Below are 14,506 nucleotides of genomic sequence, written 5' to 3' on the forward strand. Positions count from 1 at the left end.
GGCTACATGTCTCCGGTCGAGTTCAGGGAGGCGGGGCTGTCCCTCCCGGAATCGTCCAAATAGGTGTTGCCAATCCACAGTCGTTCCCCGCGGCCCCTCCCGCCCCGGCGGCAACACGTCCCGGGCCCTCTACGGGGCAGGGGCTGACGGCCGTCCGGGGCGGTCGGCCAGCGACCACCGGTACGGCTCAATCGTATAACCATGCAACGGAAAAGAGCCGCCCTTTCGGACGACTCAAACTGTAATGGGGCTCTTTTAGCTACTTCCAGAGGACCGATAGTCGCCTCGCAAGCCGCAAAGGCTGACACTGTTTTGATGTCATTTCAAAACTATGCCGGTTTACGTCGATGAATCGCGGACTCTCGACCAAGCCTGAATTCTAGAATACAAAACCGCAGGTAGACGACTTGGCATTTTTCCAAAAAAGGACGTATGGTGGCCATATGGCGAATCATCGCCGTAAACCGGCATAGTTTTGAGAAAACTGCCTCCCGAAGGCTCACACAGAGGGCTTCGCAGTCCCAAATGTCGCGCTTTCTTTCGTTTCCACGGATCAGAGGGGAACGTACGCCACGAAAACGGCCCATCTACTACGTTTGACCGCGCACCCCTGACCATACCCCTGATTTCCGAAAATCAGTAAGTCATCTGCCTGCGCTTTTGTTTTTACCAATTGCGCTATGGTTGGAGCCGCGCGGTCAAACGTAGTAGATGGGCGTGTTTCGTGGCGGACGCCCTCCAGAAACGCTAATGCCGGGTGCGCGTCCTCACCAAACGTACCAATGTGAGCGCAAAGCCCACGGCTGCAACGGCCATCAGCACGTAGAATACCGCGCGGAAGCCAAAGAGGAACACATCCGGACGGCCCACCACATAGCTCGTGACCGTCTTACCCATTGCCGCGCTCATCTGTCCATACAGGATGCGCGACGCCGCCGTAATGCCGAGTGCCATGCCAGCATAGCGCGCCAAACTTCCCAAGCTGCCCGCAAAACCGAGCGCTTCGCGCGGAGCCGAGCCCATATACAGCGAGTTGTTGGGGCTCTGGAAAATCGACGTACCGCACGACATAAACGCGGCACAGCACACGATCACAGGGATGGAAGAGTGCTCGTCGAGCGTACTTACCGCAAAAAGACCGCATACGTACAAGCCCAGGCCGACCGCCGTGGGGCCCTCGCAGCCAACACGGTCCGAAACCGTACCCGAAAGCGGGCCGATAAAGGCATTCACCATCGGCAGCGCCAAAAACAGCAGGCCCGAAACGTCAGAACCAAAGCCGTGGGCGTCCTGAAAATAGAACGGCAGGATAAACTCGGATGCGCCAATGCCAACGAACACGATGAGCATGCAGGCAAGGTTGATAGTGAAGGCCGAATTTGCAAAGCAGCGACGAGCGGCCTCGGCAAGGGACATGGGACGGTCGCCGGCCTCCGGCTTAACATGCGGCAGTGTGTAGAGTCCCACGATAAACGAGATGACGCCAATAGGCAGGTTGATGAGGAAGATACTCTCCCAGGGAAAGCTTGCCACCAGCATGCCACCGAGCACGGGGCCACACATCATGCCGAGGGCCACGAAGGTCGCGAGAATACCCATGGCACGGCCTCGTTCGCGCGCCGGAAACGACTCGGTGATGATACCCATGTTGTTGGCCATGGCCGCCGCGCAACCGACGCCCTGAACAATGCGTGCCAGGATAAGAACCTCGAGCGAGGACGAAAGGCCGCACAGCAGCGAACCGACCGAAAAGACGATGACGCCCAGCTGGAACACATTCACCTTGCCGCGCACGTCGCCCAGACGGCCAAACGGCAACATAGCCACGCATGTCGCAAGCAGATACACCGAGCTTACCAGCTGAATGCGATCGAGGCCCACGCCCAGCTCCTTTTGCATCACGGGCAGCGCCACGGTCACGACGGTCGAATCCAGACACACCATAAACGTCATGATGAGCACGGTAAACAGAATCGCCCACTTGTTCTTGCCATGGGTGTCGCCCTCTAGGGCAATGTGCTCGCGGCGCAGCTGCTCTGCAGTTTTCTCCATATCCATCCTTTCGAGTGGCGCAACGCAAAAACGGGGCCCCAATCGCCTGCAAACAGCCGCAATTGGGGTCCCGCCTACGGAATCGGAACTATATGTCACCGGAACCCCAAGGGGCACCGTCGCTTCATACGGGAAGCTAGCCTAGCACTGCTCAAGCGCCTGCTCAAGGTCGGCAATCAGATCGGCCGTGTCCTCGAGGCCGCACGACAGGCGCACCATGTCGGCGGAGATGCCACAGGCGATGAGCTCCTCATCGTTCATCTGGCGATGCGTGGCATTAGCGGGATGCAGGCAGCAAGTGCGGGCGTCGGCCACGTGCGTGGCGATCTGGGCGAGCTTGAGGCTCTTCATAAAGGTCTCGGCCGCCGCGCGACCACCGTTAAAGCCAAAGCTCACAACGCCGCAGGTACCGTTGGGCATGTACTTCTGAGCGAGGTCATAGTACTTATCGCCCTCCAGGCCCGGATAGCTCACGAAGCGCACCTTGGGGTGGCTCTGCAGGAACTTGGCAACGGCCAGGCCGTTCTCGCAATGACGCGGCATGCGCACATGCAGGCTCTCGAGCGAGCTGTTCAAGAAAAACGCCGCCTGCGGGTTCTGCATGGGGCCAAGATCGCGCATGAGCTGCGCGGTGGCCTTGGTAATGAAGGCACCCTCACGACCGAACTTCTCGGCATAGGTCACGCCGTGATAGCTCTCGTCGGGCGTGGTGAGACCCGGGAACTTGTCCGCATGGGCCATCCAGTCAAACTGGCCGTGGTCGACGATCACGCCGCCCAGGTAGGCAGCATGTCCATCCATGTACTTGGTGGTGGAGTGCGTAACGATGTCGGCGCCCCACTCAAAGGGACGACACATCACGGGCGTCGGGAAGGTGTTGTCGACCATCAGCGGCACGCCGTGGTCATGTGCGGCCTTGGCAAAGCGCTCAATATCGAGCACAGCAAGGGCGGGGTTTGCGATCGTCTCGCCAAAGACGAGCTTTGTGTTGGGCTCAAACGCTGCCTCGAGCTCCTCATCGGTGCAGTCGGGGGCGACGAACGTGCAGGTCACGCCCATGCGGCCCATGGTGTGGGCGAGCAGGTTATACGTACCGCCGTAAATGGCAGAGCTTGCGACCACGTGATCGCCGGCACCGGCAACGTTAAAGATCGCGAGGAAGTTCGCAGCCATGCCCGAACTCGTGAGCATCGCTGCGGTGCCGCCCTCCATCTCGCAGATCTTGGCGGCAACCAAATCGCACGTGGGGTTCTGCAGACGGCTGTAGAAGTAGCCAGACTCCTCCAGGTCAAACAGCTTGCCCATGTGCTCCGACGTGTCGTACTTCCACGTGGTGGACTGGTAGATGGGCACCTGGCGCGGCTCCGCATCTCCCGGGTGATAGCCGCCCTGAACACATGTAGTACCGATGGTCTGCTCGCTCATATCCAACTCCCTTACTTGGGTTTTGTTTTATTCGGTTCACGATACCGCTACCGCACACCCCTCTCAACCCATCACCAAGGTGGGTTGAGAGACAAATGAATCAAGGGTGTTTATCTCAAGCCTTGGGCATTTGCTCGATAGATAAAAACGAGGCATACATGAAGCTCTCGATGATTACATGCCCCGTCACGGGTACCATAGGCGGGTACACCGTGACCAAGGAGACAACGATGAAGCAGATCGATACCACCCAGCTCGACACCGCCGCCTGCCAGGCTCAGGCTGCCGAATACCACGCCCGCGGCTTTAACTGCGCACAGGCCGTTGCCTGCACGCTCGCACCTGCCGTCGGGCTCGACCCCCAGACCGCCTTTACCCTCACCGAGGGCTTTGGCGCCGGCATGGGTGGCATGACCGAGACCTGCGGCGCCATCTCGGGCGCTGTTGCCATCATGGGCTTTGTAATGAGCGACGGCATGGAGAACCCCAAGACCAAAGGCCAGACCTACAAGCTGTCGCGCGAGATTGCCAAGCGATTTGGCGAGAAGAACACGACGACCGTCTGCGGCACGCTCAAGGGCATCGGATCGGATAAAGGTCCGCTCCGCAGCTGCCCCGGCTGCATCGACGATGCCGTCGAGATCGCCTGCGATGTGCTAAAACAGCTCGCCGAGTAAACGGCAGCAGCATAAAACGACGGCCGGCGCGTTTGGGATCCATCCAAAAGAACGCCGGCCGTCGCCGTTAGAACTCGGCAAATTTGGGAGCGCCGACCTCGATCTCTTCGCGCCCCGCCATAAGCTCGCGCATCTTGGCGCAAAAATGCTCCTGCTCCCCCGCTTTGAATACCAGGTGAAGTGTCACGGCATCCGCGTAATCGGTATCCGAAACCTTGGCACCCGAATCCTGCGCCAAACGAAGCACCTGCTCATACTGCGGATAGGCCACATGCACGTCAACAGGCACGACACTCGTCATCTCGACAATCTGCCCGGCCTCCCGAGCAGCTGCCACCGCCGCCTGCGTCGCCGCAGTATAGGCGCGCACCAAGCCACCAGGTCCCAACAGCGTGCCACCAAAATAGCGCGTCACCACGCAGCAAACATTTTTGAGCTCTGCGCCGCGCAACACCTCGAGCGTCGGCATACCGCTCGTGCGGCTCGGCTCACCATCATCGCTCTGGCGCTCGCGTCCATCGACTAAAATCCACGCGGGAACATTGTGCCGAGCGTCGTAATGACGCTTGCGAACCATCTCGATAAAGGCATTCGCCTCGTCCTCGGACTCAATATGGACCAGCTGGGCAATAAACCGGCTCTTGCGGTCCACAAACTCGCCCGAAGCCTCAATATTCGATTGCAGAGTAAAATAGCTGTCCAACAAAGCCCCTCAACAAAATTAAGCGCAGCAACAAACAGCCTCAATAATACGGCAAAGACAGAACCGTTGCCCTTGCCGACAAGAACGGAAACGCCAATAATGCCGTCACCAACAGCGAGAACCCGTCAGCGCGAGCAAGGTGCCTTGAAAGACGAGGGCATTGACCTTATGGTCATGCCCGAAGGCTTGTAAGGCAGATTGCCGCGCTGACGGGTTCGCAGCGTCAACATAGTTGCCAAGTGGGCCTATAAGCCGGGTTCTGTCGTGAACGGTCATTTATCTTGTCTGCACGTTACCGTGCAGTTCCACGCACGCTACCCGAACGCGGACCGGGCCGGCCCATAGCGTTCCTATTCGCGCTTGCTCCGGATGGGGCTTGCCAAGCCGCCGTGTTGCCACGACGCTGGTGGTCTCTTACACCACCGTTTCAGCTTTTCCCTTTACGCCTTGCGGCGCAGGTGGGAGTCTTCTTTTCTGCGGCGCTTTCCGTCGGATCACTCCGCCCGGCCGTTAGCCGGCATCCCGCCCTCTGGAGCCCGGACTTTCCTCACGCGTACTGCAAGCAGCACATCGCGCGACCGTCTGGCCCACTCAGCAGTGCAAGAGTGTAACACACCGTTGCCGCAGGCAATGGCACAACGCAAACGCTCGACACGATAAACCAAGAACCGCCATGCGTTACAATGGTCCTGTCGATGGGCAACGTCGTCAGTCGAGACGCGACCGCGCTCCGCACCCCTCCGTCTACTCGGTGTGTTCCCGCCTCCTCCCCGAGGCGGGATGTCGGCATTTTTCACGCACCGACAACCCAATAGCCTATGGACAGCCCGGGCAGCATTACGCACGGGCAGCATCGCACATCTCGGCAGCAAAAGCAAAAAGGGACCCGTCCATTACGGACGGATCCCTTAAAACAAGTGATCGTCAAACCGATTTACTCGGCGTCGGTCTCCTCGTCCTTCTTCTCGGAAGGAAGCGGGGTAACCTCGATCTCGACGCCCAGAGTCTCAGCAGCGGACTTCATGGACAGGGAGATACGACGACGGTCGAGGTCGATCTCCATGACCTTGACCTGAACCTTGTCGCCCACGTGGGTGACCTGAGAAGGCTGATCGACGTGCTTGTTGGCCATCTCGGAAATGTGCACCAGGCCCTCGATGCCCTCGCCCAGGTCGACGAAAGCGCCGAACGGGACAAGCTTGGTCACAGTGCCCTCGACGATAGCGCCGACGGGGTACTTCTTGACCAGTGCACGCCACGGATCCTCGGTGGTCTGCTTGAGACCCAGGGAGATGCGCTCGCGGTTGAGATCGACGTCGAGAACCTCGACCTCGACCTCCTGGCCGACCTTGACAACCTCGGAAGGATGGTTGACGTGGTTCCAGGAGAGCTCGGAGATGTGGATGAGGCCGTCGATACCGCCGAGGTCGACGAAGGCGCCGAAGTCGACGATGGAGGAAACGGTGCCCTGGAGACGCATGCCAGACTTGAGCTTGGACAGAATCTCGGAGCGCTCGGCCTTACGGGACTCCTCGAGCACGACGCGACGGGAGAGGACGACGTTGTTGCGGTTGCGGTCCATCTCGATGACGCGAGCCTCGATGCGGGTGCCCATGTAGGAGGTGAGGTCCTTGACACGACGGAGGTCGACGAGGGAAGCGGGCAGGAAGCCACGCAGGCCGATGTCGAGGATCAGGCCGCCCTTGACAACCTCGATAACCTCGCCCTCGACGTTCTCGCCGGAGTTGAACTTCTCCTCGATGCGGTTCCAAGCACGCTCGTACTCGGCACGCTTCTTGGACAGGACCAGACGACCGTCCTTGTCCTCCTTCTGGAGAACCAGAGCCTCGATGGGATCACCGAGTGCAACGATGTCTGCAGGGTTAGCGTCCTTGCGGATGGACAGCTCGCGGACCGGGATAACGCCCTCGGACTTGAATCCGATGTCAACGAGCACCTCGTCATGCTCGATCTTAACGACAGTGCCGTTAACGAGATCGCCCTCATCAAAGTCGGTAATCGTACCGTCGATGAGGTTGTTCATCTCCTCCTCGTTGACATCGTCAAGAGAGAAAATGGACGAGTTCTGAATCTCACTCAAAGGTGGACCCCTTTCGAACTACGGGGCCCCGATTGCTAGGACCTACAGAAGGGTGCGACAAGCACACAACGTTTAGGAACACTCGGGAGCCGACAGATACTAATGTGACGCTTATGCAATCACGTTCGTATAGGTTACGGGGAAATGAGTTCGATTTCAAGCGTGAACTGCGATTTTTTACTCGTGTGGAGACTTTTTCGTAATCTTATGAACACACGTATCCGCAACTTGACGATAACCAGCAAGGCATTTGGCTTTGGGGTAAAGTATCCGGAGCCAACGACTCTAGATCAAATTTACGAGAAAGGTGCCCGCGTGCTCAAAGCAGTCGTTTTCGATATGGACGAAACGCTTCTTAGCATCAACCTCAACGCGTTCATCCTTCGCTATTTTAAGGATGTCTCTTCGATGCTCGCGGATATCGGGCGCCGCAGCCGCGGTGGCACGATGGCACGCCTCGGCACCATCCTGGTCGACCTCAACGCCAATCGCCGCAGCGGCACGGACAACCGCACCAATCTTGAGTTTTACCAAGAAGAGGTCGAGCGCCGATGCGGGATCCGCCTCTCCGATCCCCTCATCTACGAGGCGTTTACCTACTATGACCGCGAAGTTCTTCCGTACAAGAACGACGATGTCATTAACGCCCACGCCATGCCGGGCGCACACGCCGCGCTCCAGGCCGTACAGGACGCAGGGCTGCGTTGTGCGCTCTTTACCAACCCCAGCTTTCCCCAGGGGGCCATCGAGTGCCGCATGGGTTGGGGCGACCTGGCCGACGCTCCCTTTGAGCTCGTCACGCACATGGGAAACACCACCCGCTGCAAGCCCGATGCCACCTACTATCTAGAGCAGCTTCAGGTGATGGGGCTCGAGCCGCACGAGGTCCTTATGGTGGGCAACGATCCCAAGCGCGACTTCCCCAGTCCCGCCTGCGGCATTCAAACTGCCTATGTTGGCCAGGGAAAACCCGGCCGAGCCACCTGGCGCGGAACCATGGAAGACTTCGCCCGCGACTTTAACGCCGTAGTAGAAGCCTTCTACGAACACCAAGTAGCCGACGAACTGTCGTAGGACCCCTCGCTCCAAACCAAATATCGCCGCAGGTTGAGCACAAGTCAGCGAAAATGCCCTAAGCGAGCAATGTGCCTTGAAAGAGGAGGGCATAGGCCTTCTGGCCATGCCCGACGATTGAAAGGCAGATTGCCGCTTAGGGGCATTTGCAGCGTCGACTGGTTACGCGGTTTGGTAAAACCGCGTAACTAGCACACCTGGGTTTTGCCGATCATGATGTTGAGGATCTCGACGTCGGTGTCCTTCATGCCCACGCGGCCTACGTAGCCCATACTGGCGATCGTCTGCTCAATGGTATCTTGGATCAGGCCCTCGCCGGCGCGGAAGCCGCGGCCTTGCATGGCCATATCGTGGCCCAGAATCGCCGCATCGACGGCAGCCGAGATCTTGGCGGCACAGCTCGCCTTGGCGCCGTCGCACACGATGCCGCCCACGTTGCCAAGCGTATTCGAGACCGTCGCGCCAATCTGTTCGCGCGTGCCACCGCACAGCCAGGTAATCGCAGCGCCGGCGCCGCACGCAGCGCAAATAGCACCGCAAAACGCCGAGAGCGCACCAATATAGCTCTTGATATGCACGGCGATAAGATCGGACAGCATCACGGCGCGCACCAGGCGCTCGTGGTCGCAACGCAGGTACTCGGCATACTCCATGACGGGCAATGCGCAGGTAATGCCCTGATTGCCCGAGCCGCACACAATGGCGACCGGCAGCGCGCAACCGTTCATGCGGGCGTCGGACCCGGCGGCCGCACGGGCACGGGCACGGCAGGCGACGTCATCAGCACGAGCGCCCAACAGTGTACGACCCACCTCGGCGCCCCAAGCGTGCGCAAGGCCCTCGGCACTGATCGCGCCATTCAGCTCAATCTGACGCTCAACGGCAGCGCGGGCGTCCTCAATGTCACCGTCCTCGATAAAGTCGATGATGGACTCAACGCTCATAGGGGTATCGGCGTTATCTGCCGCACGCTCGGCCACCACGCGCTCGGCGCAGGCGGCACACTCCCCCGCTGACTTGCCGCATACCGGAATACCATCGAGCGTATGGCACGTGACATTAGTGTGGTGATCGGTAATCTCGACGACCGCGGTATGGCCCCCGGCCGTCGCAGTCACCTTGATGTAGAGGTTGGGCACACCCTCGACAAGCGACACATCGCAGTAGCCGGCGTCGGCGAGGAGCTCGGCCACGCGAGCGCGGTCTTCATCGTTAACGCTCTCGAGCACCTCGAGCGCGCTCTTAGCGTCGCCGCCCACGGCACCCAGCACGGCCGCGGCCTCAATACCGTGCATACCGCCCGAGTTGGGCACGGTCACGCTCTTGACGTTCTTGATGATGTTGCCCGAGCAGGCAACGTCCATATGATCGGGTTCGCAACCGAGCGTCTGGCTCGCCAGCGCCGCTGCATAGGCAACGGCAATGGGCTCGGTGCAGCCGAGTGCACAGACAAGTTCGCGGTTTAAAACATCGCAAAACGCGGCATCACGGATGGAATCGGTGGGCATAGGTATCTCCTGCTTGCATAACGGGCTGGGCTCTCAAAAAAGTTAGCTCCTTTATTTGATAACAATGCATCAAAAACCGCAACCATGGTTCCGGCGGACGGCGCTCAAGCACAAACTGACAGCATTCATTCATGAGAAGCCGGTCTTGTTTCATGCTAAAGCGTTTGACCAAAAAACGCCCGAGCGTTTACACAAAAGTCGCGCTATCATGCAGTCGAACGCGGTAAAACCTTTAGCAATTCCGCCGCACGGACCAGAGAGGAACCACTCATGAAGATTGGTATCGGCAACGACCATGCCGCCGTCGAGCTCAAGAACATCATCTCCGAGCACCTGAAGGAGCGCGGCTGTGAGGTCGTGAACTTTGGCACCGACACCTCCGAGAGCTTTGATTACCCCATCGCCGGCTACAAGGTGGGCAAGGCCGTAGCCAACGGCGACGTCGATCTGGGCATCCTGATCTGCGGTACCGGCGTCGGCATCAGCCTGGCCGCCAACAAGGTCGAGGGCGTACGCGCCGTCGTCTGCTCCGAGCCCTTCAGCGCCAAGCTCTCCCGCATGCACAACAACACCAACGTGCTTGCCTTTGGCGCCCGCGTCGTGGGCTCCGAGCTCGCCAAGATGATCGTCGACGAGTGGCTCGACGCCGAGTTTGAGGGTGGTCGCCACGAGCGTCGCGTTAACCTCCTCAACGAGATCGACCACACGCGCGGCCTTAAGATCGTCGACGAAGCCTAAACTATTCAGTGCCACAAGCTAACAGCAGGGGCCCGCTCGGAACACATGTCCGAGCGGGCCCCTGCATAGATTTTGGAATAAAAGGGCGCCGCAGATGGAGTTCCGCGGCGCCCAAGCCACACGCTAACAGCTTTAAGGAGTCAAAGCTGGTTTAGCCAAAGAAGCGCTTGATCTCAATCTCGGCGTTCTCCAAACAGTCGGAGCCGTGGATCACGTTGGCGTTGACATCGACGGCAAAGTCGCCGCGGATGGTACCAGGAGCAGCGTCAAGCGGGTTGGTAGCGCCCATGAGGGTGCGCATCTTAGCAACAGCGGAGAGACCGGAAACGACCATCTTGACGACCGGACCGCTCGTCATAAAGTCGCAGAGACCGCCAAAGAAGGGCTTGTCGGCCAGATGGGCGTAGTGCTCCTCGACGGTAGCGCGCTCGAGCGTGGTCATCTCCATGCGCTCGATGACAAGGCCGCTGCGCTCGATGCGAGCAACAATCTCGCCGATCTTGCGGTCACGCACGGCGTCGGGCTTAATCATGATGAAGGTCTTCTCGATAGCCATAAAAGTAGCCTTTCAAGTAGGTTCGCGCGTGCCCAAGTCCCATTCCGGCACCCGCCTGGACTGCATCGTAACAGAGTTTTAGCTGCAGTTAAACAAAAAGCTGTTTATTGAAACGTTGCAATTTATTGAAGCGTTCCATATGTGTCACTTCTGTTTCGAAGCTCGATTAGAGTACCATCCGACTGCCCATCAACCGCATCGAGCAGAGCAGACGGTCGGTTGCCGCCCGCGAACGTACCCCCTTCACAACCTGCCCAAAGGTCCTACAGAAGTTCTCGACAAGCCCCTCCCCCATAGCAACAAAATACGGGCGTCCGCATCAGCAGATACCCGTAAAAGCAAAAACGATTTATCGATAAATGGCCAAAGCCGCTTCAGTCAAATCCCTACTTTGCCCCGTGGCCCATCTCGACGACCTTGGTCAGCGATCCAAACACGCCCTCGTCGGCCACGAGCTGTGCCTCGGCGCGCTGCAGCTGCACGGCAACGGCGGCAGGGGCGGTACCGCCCTCGGTCGTACGCGCGGCGACAATTGAGGGGATGTCGAGCGCCTCGGTAATATCGCGTTCAAAGAGCGGGCTTGCCTCCTGGAACACCTCAAACGGCAGGTCCTCAAGATTGCAGCCACGCTTCTCACACATCAGGACCAGATGGCCCACCACGGCATGTGCCTCGCGGAACGGCAGACCACGCTTAGCCAGGTAATCGGCAACATCGGTGGCGGCAAGGTGCCCCACGCCGCACTCGCGCGCCATGGCATCCTCGTTGACGGTCCAAGTCGAAATCATACCGGCCATAACCGACAGACACTGCATGAGCGTATGGGCGGTATCGAGCGCGCTCTCCTTGTCCTCCTGCAAGTCCTTGTTATAAGCAAGCGGCAAGCCCTTCATGGTTACCAGCAGCTGCACCAGGTTGCCGTACACGCGACCGCTCTTGCCGCGGATAAGCTCGGCAAAGTCGGGGTTCTTCTTCTGCGGCATGATAGACGAGCCGGTGGAGTAGGAGTCTGAAAGCGTGATAAAGCCAAATTCGGAGCTCGACCACAGCACGATCTCCTCGGAAAGACGCGACAGGTGCATGGCCATGACGGAGCCGGCGTAATGCAGATCGAGCAGGAAATCACGGTCGGAAACCGCATCGAGCGAGTTGGGAATCACGCCCGCAAAGCCAAGTTCGGCAGCCGTCATCTGGCGATCGAGCGGATAGCTCGTACCAGCAAGCGCGGCAGCACCCAGCGGGCAGCTGTCGGCGGCATCAAAGGCGGCCTTCAGGCGTGTAAAGTCGCGCGCGAACATCCAGGAATACGCCAGCAGATGATGCGACAGAAGCACGGGCTGAGCGTGCTGCATGTGCGTGTAGCCCGGCAAAATCACCTTGTCGTACTTCTTAGCCGCATCCACCAGCACATGGCGCAGCTCAAGATTGGCCTCCATGAGCTCCTTGGCCAGCGCCTTGACGCCCAGGCGCGTGTCGGTCGCCACCTGGTCGTTGCGCGAACGTCCGGTATGCAAGCGCTTGCCAGCCTCGCCGATGCGACGCGTCAGCTCGCTCTCGATGGACATATGAATGTCCTCATCGTTGATATCGAAGGTGAAGTTGCCGGCATCGATATCCTGTTCGATTCCGGTCAGGCCATTGGCAATCGCCTGCTCGTCCTCGGCACTGATGATGCCCTTGGCCGCCAGCATTTTGGCATGCGCCTTAGAGCCGGCGATATCCTGTTTATAGAGATGTTTGTCGACCGGCAGCGACGCGCCAAACTCCTGCGTGACCTCGGCCACGCCTGCCTCAAAACGACCACCCCAAAGAGCCATGGAACCGTCCCCTTTCTCCAAATACCAAAACAAGCGCCCAAAGCAATGCGCCATATCGCTAAAGCGATTTTTCAACCGCTAGTTTTACACATTCCCCACCGTGTGCGGAGCCATGTAGCTAATTTGCAAAGAAGTGACGCGCCATGCACTTGGCGCCCAACGTCTCCCTCCGGATGTTGCCCTGCGAACCATCGATCCAGGCCTTCAGGCTCATAGGAACGTCCTCGACCTTTACAGCATCGAACTCGGGCGCGAGGGCAAGTAAAGCATGCGCGAAAGCATTGAACATAATGGATACTCCTCATATATATAGGCGCAGAGCCGCCAAATTGATAGAAGGAGCCCCACCGGACAACCCCGGCGGGGCTCGGACTCAGCCGCAGACGCGGCATCATATATGCGGGCGGAACGTAGGGGCCACCGATGTTAAGAAGTGTCAGCAAGCATAACGAAAGGTAGGGACCCCGTGCGCCCGTTATGTATCACGCGGATGGGCCGCGCGGATACCAAGGGAAGGAGGCGCTAGGCCTGGGCGGCAGCAGAGCTGGGGCCCTGGACCTTTGCCCACGTCTTGAGCGACAGCGTATCGATCTCGATAAAGCCAGCGCTGGCCTTCTCGTCAAACGTGGTGTCGCGGTCGTAGGTAGCCAGACCGTAGTCGTAGAGGCTGAAGGGGCTCTTGCGGCCGACGACATGGCAGTTGCCCTTAAAGAACTTCAGACGGACGGTGCCGGTCACGAACTTCTGGGTATCGGCCATAAAGGCGTCGAGCGCGTTCTTGAGCGGGCTGTACCACTGGCCGTTATACACGGCGGTGGCCCAATCCTGCTCGAGCTTAATCTTAGTCTTGAGCAGGTCGCCCTCAACGCAAATGTCCTCGAGCGCCTTGTGGGCGGTGATGAGCGTCAGTGCGCCGGGAACCTCGTAGCACTCGCGGCTCTTAAGGCCCACCAGACGATCCTCGACCAGGTCGAGACGGCCAAAGCCGTTGTCGCCCGAAATCTTGTTAAGGGCGATGACGATCTCGGAGAGCTTCATCTTCTTGCCGTCGACGGCGACGGGCTTGCCGGCCTCAAACTCAATCTCGGTGTAGGTCGGGGTGTCCGGGGTGTCCTCGGGGTTCTTGGTCATAACCCAAGCGTCGTCGAGCGGCTCATTCCAGGGATCCTCCAGGTGACCGCACTCAATGGCACGACCCCACAGGTTGTCGTCGATGGAGTAGGGGTTGTCGTTGGCACCCTCGGGAACCGGCACGTTGTGGGCGTGGGCATAGGCGACCTCGTCGGGGCGGCACTTCAGGTCCCACTCGCGAACCGGGGCGATAACCTTGAGCTCGGGGTCGAGGGCCTTGACGGCGGCCTCAAAACGGACCTGGTCGTTACCTTTGCCGGTGCAGCCGTGGGCGACGTAGGTCGCGCCAAACTCGTGGGCGACCTCAACAAGCTTCTTGGCGAGCAGCGGGCGAGACAGGGCGGAGAGCAGCGGGTACTTGTTCTCGTACATGGAGTTTGCGGCGATGGCCTTAGTCAGGAACTCATCGGAGAACTCGTCGCGCAGGTCGAGCACCTGACAATCCAGAACGCCCAGGTCGAGGGCCTTCTGCTTCTTGGCGTCCAGGCCGGTCTCCTCCTGGCCCACGTTGCCGCAGACGCAAACGACATCGAGATTCTTCTCATCCTGGAGCCACTTGACACATACGGATGTATCAAGACCACCGGAATATGCGAGAACGACTTTTTCCTTGCTCATGGCTGTTTCCTTTCGCCCTTGGTAGCTAGTTAGAACATCGGTCAGTTGCAAGTCATTTCAAGGTCATATAACGTGCAATATCAGGTTAAATAGCAAAAATCAGCAC

General features: G+C 59.1%; 12 protein-coding genes and 1 other RNA gene. 3 read left to right on the plus strand and 10 right to left on the minus strand.

The genetic code is table 11. The annotated features are described in order from the left end of the window. Positions 1-747: 747 nt before the first annotated feature. Together I2E45_RS03750 and I2E45_RS03755 are read right to left on the minus strand one after the other, a co-directional pair. A complete protein-coding gene (locus I2E45_RS03750) occupies positions 748-2,052 on the minus strand; it encodes an MFS transporter (protein WP_195444374.1) in 1,305 nt (434 codons plus the stop codon). A 141-nt stretch (positions 2,053-2,193) separates the two neighbouring features. Beyond that, on the minus strand, positions 2,194-3,477 hold the full coding sequence (locus I2E45_RS03755) for an O-acetylhomoserine aminocarboxypropyltransferase/cysteine synthase family protein (protein ID WP_117776343.1): 1,284 nt from the start codon (positions 3,475-3,477) through the stop codon (positions 2,194-2,196). 158 nt (positions 3,478-3,635) lie between these two features. Between I2E45_RS03755 and I2E45_RS03760 the strand changes: the two genes are divergently transcribed. Continuing rightward, positions 3,636-4,154, plus strand: coding sequence for a C-GCAxxG-C-C family protein (locus I2E45_RS03760; protein ID WP_148332163.1), 519 nt, complete (start codon positions 3,636-3,638; stop codon positions 4,152-4,154). Between the two features lie 67 nt (positions 4,155-4,221). On the opposite strand, the gene I2E45_RS03765 is transcribed toward I2E45_RS03760, so the two are convergent. The 3 genes from I2E45_RS03765 to rpsA all read right to left on the minus strand — a co-directional run bounded on the left by I2E45_RS03765 (position 4,222) and on the right by rpsA (position 6,958). Continuing rightward, positions 4,222-4,860, minus strand: a complete 639-nt coding sequence (locus tag I2E45_RS03765; RefSeq protein WP_195444376.1) for a YigZ family protein — start codon at positions 4,858-4,860, stop codon at positions 4,222-4,224. 229 nt (positions 4,861-5,089) lie between these two features. Further along, an RNA gene (gene rnpB, locus I2E45_RS03770) (RNase P RNA component class A) lies at positions 5,090-5,451 on the minus strand. A 340-nt stretch (positions 5,452-5,791) separates the two neighbouring features. Further along, positions 5,792-6,958: a 30S ribosomal protein S1 gene (rpsA, locus tag I2E45_RS03775; protein ID WP_022095232.1), complete on the minus strand. Its 1,167-nt coding sequence runs from the start codon at positions 6,956-6,958 to the stop codon at positions 5,792-5,794. A gap of 315 nt (positions 6,959-7,273) precedes the next feature. Between rpsA and I2E45_RS03780 the strand changes: the two genes are divergently transcribed. Beyond that, positions 7,274-8,032 carry an HAD family hydrolase gene (locus tag I2E45_RS03780; RefSeq protein WP_271742132.1) on the plus strand — a complete coding sequence of 253 codons (759 nt, stop codon included), beginning with the start codon at positions 7,274-7,276 and terminating at the stop codon, positions 8,030-8,032. Positions 8,033-8,220: 188 nt separating this feature from the next. Here I2E45_RS03780 and I2E45_RS03785 read toward each other — a convergent pair whose 3' ends face one another. Beyond that, positions 8,221-9,540: an L-cysteine desulfidase family protein gene (locus tag I2E45_RS03785; protein ID WP_195444379.1), complete on the minus strand. Its 1,320-nt coding sequence runs from the start codon at positions 9,538-9,540 to the stop codon at positions 8,221-8,223. A gap of 270 nt (positions 9,541-9,810) precedes the next feature. Here I2E45_RS03785 and rpiB point away from each other — a divergent pair, with 270 nt between their 5' ends. Then, a complete protein-coding gene (rpiB, locus tag I2E45_RS03790; protein WP_035138007.1) occupies positions 9,811-10,278 on the plus strand; it encodes a ribose 5-phosphate isomerase B in 468 nt (155 codons plus the stop codon). Positions 10,279-10,429: 151 nt separating this feature from the next. Here rpiB and ndk read toward each other — a convergent pair whose 3' ends face one another. The 4 genes from ndk to I2E45_RS03810 form a co-directional block, all read right to left on the minus strand. After that, positions 10,430-10,834, minus strand: coding sequence for a nucleoside-diphosphate kinase (gene ndk / locus I2E45_RS03795; protein ID WP_006234152.1), 405 nt, complete (start codon positions 10,832-10,834; stop codon positions 10,430-10,432). Between the two features lie 386 nt (positions 10,835-11,220). Beyond that, the gene (argH, locus tag I2E45_RS03800; protein WP_195444381.1) at positions 11,221-12,651 is read right to left on the minus strand and encodes an argininosuccinate lyase; all 1,431 of its coding nucleotides are present in this window, start codon (positions 12,649-12,651) and stop codon (positions 11,221-11,223) included. A gap of 118 nt (positions 12,652-12,769) precedes the next feature. Further along, positions 12,770-12,940, minus strand: coding sequence for a hypothetical protein (locus I2E45_RS03805; protein WP_195444383.1), 171 nt, complete (start codon positions 12,938-12,940; stop codon positions 12,770-12,772). 233 nt (positions 12,941-13,173) lie between these two features. Beyond that, positions 13,174-14,400: an argininosuccinate synthase gene (locus I2E45_RS03810; protein ID WP_035138001.1), complete on the minus strand. Its 1,227-nt coding sequence runs from the start codon at positions 14,398-14,400 to the stop codon at positions 13,174-13,176. Positions 14,401-14,506 lie beyond the last annotated feature (106 nt).

The organism is Collinsella aerofaciens (assembly GCF_015555045.1).
GTDB lineage: Bacteria > Actinomycetota > Coriobacteriia > Coriobacteriales > Coriobacteriaceae > Collinsella > Collinsella aerofaciens_W.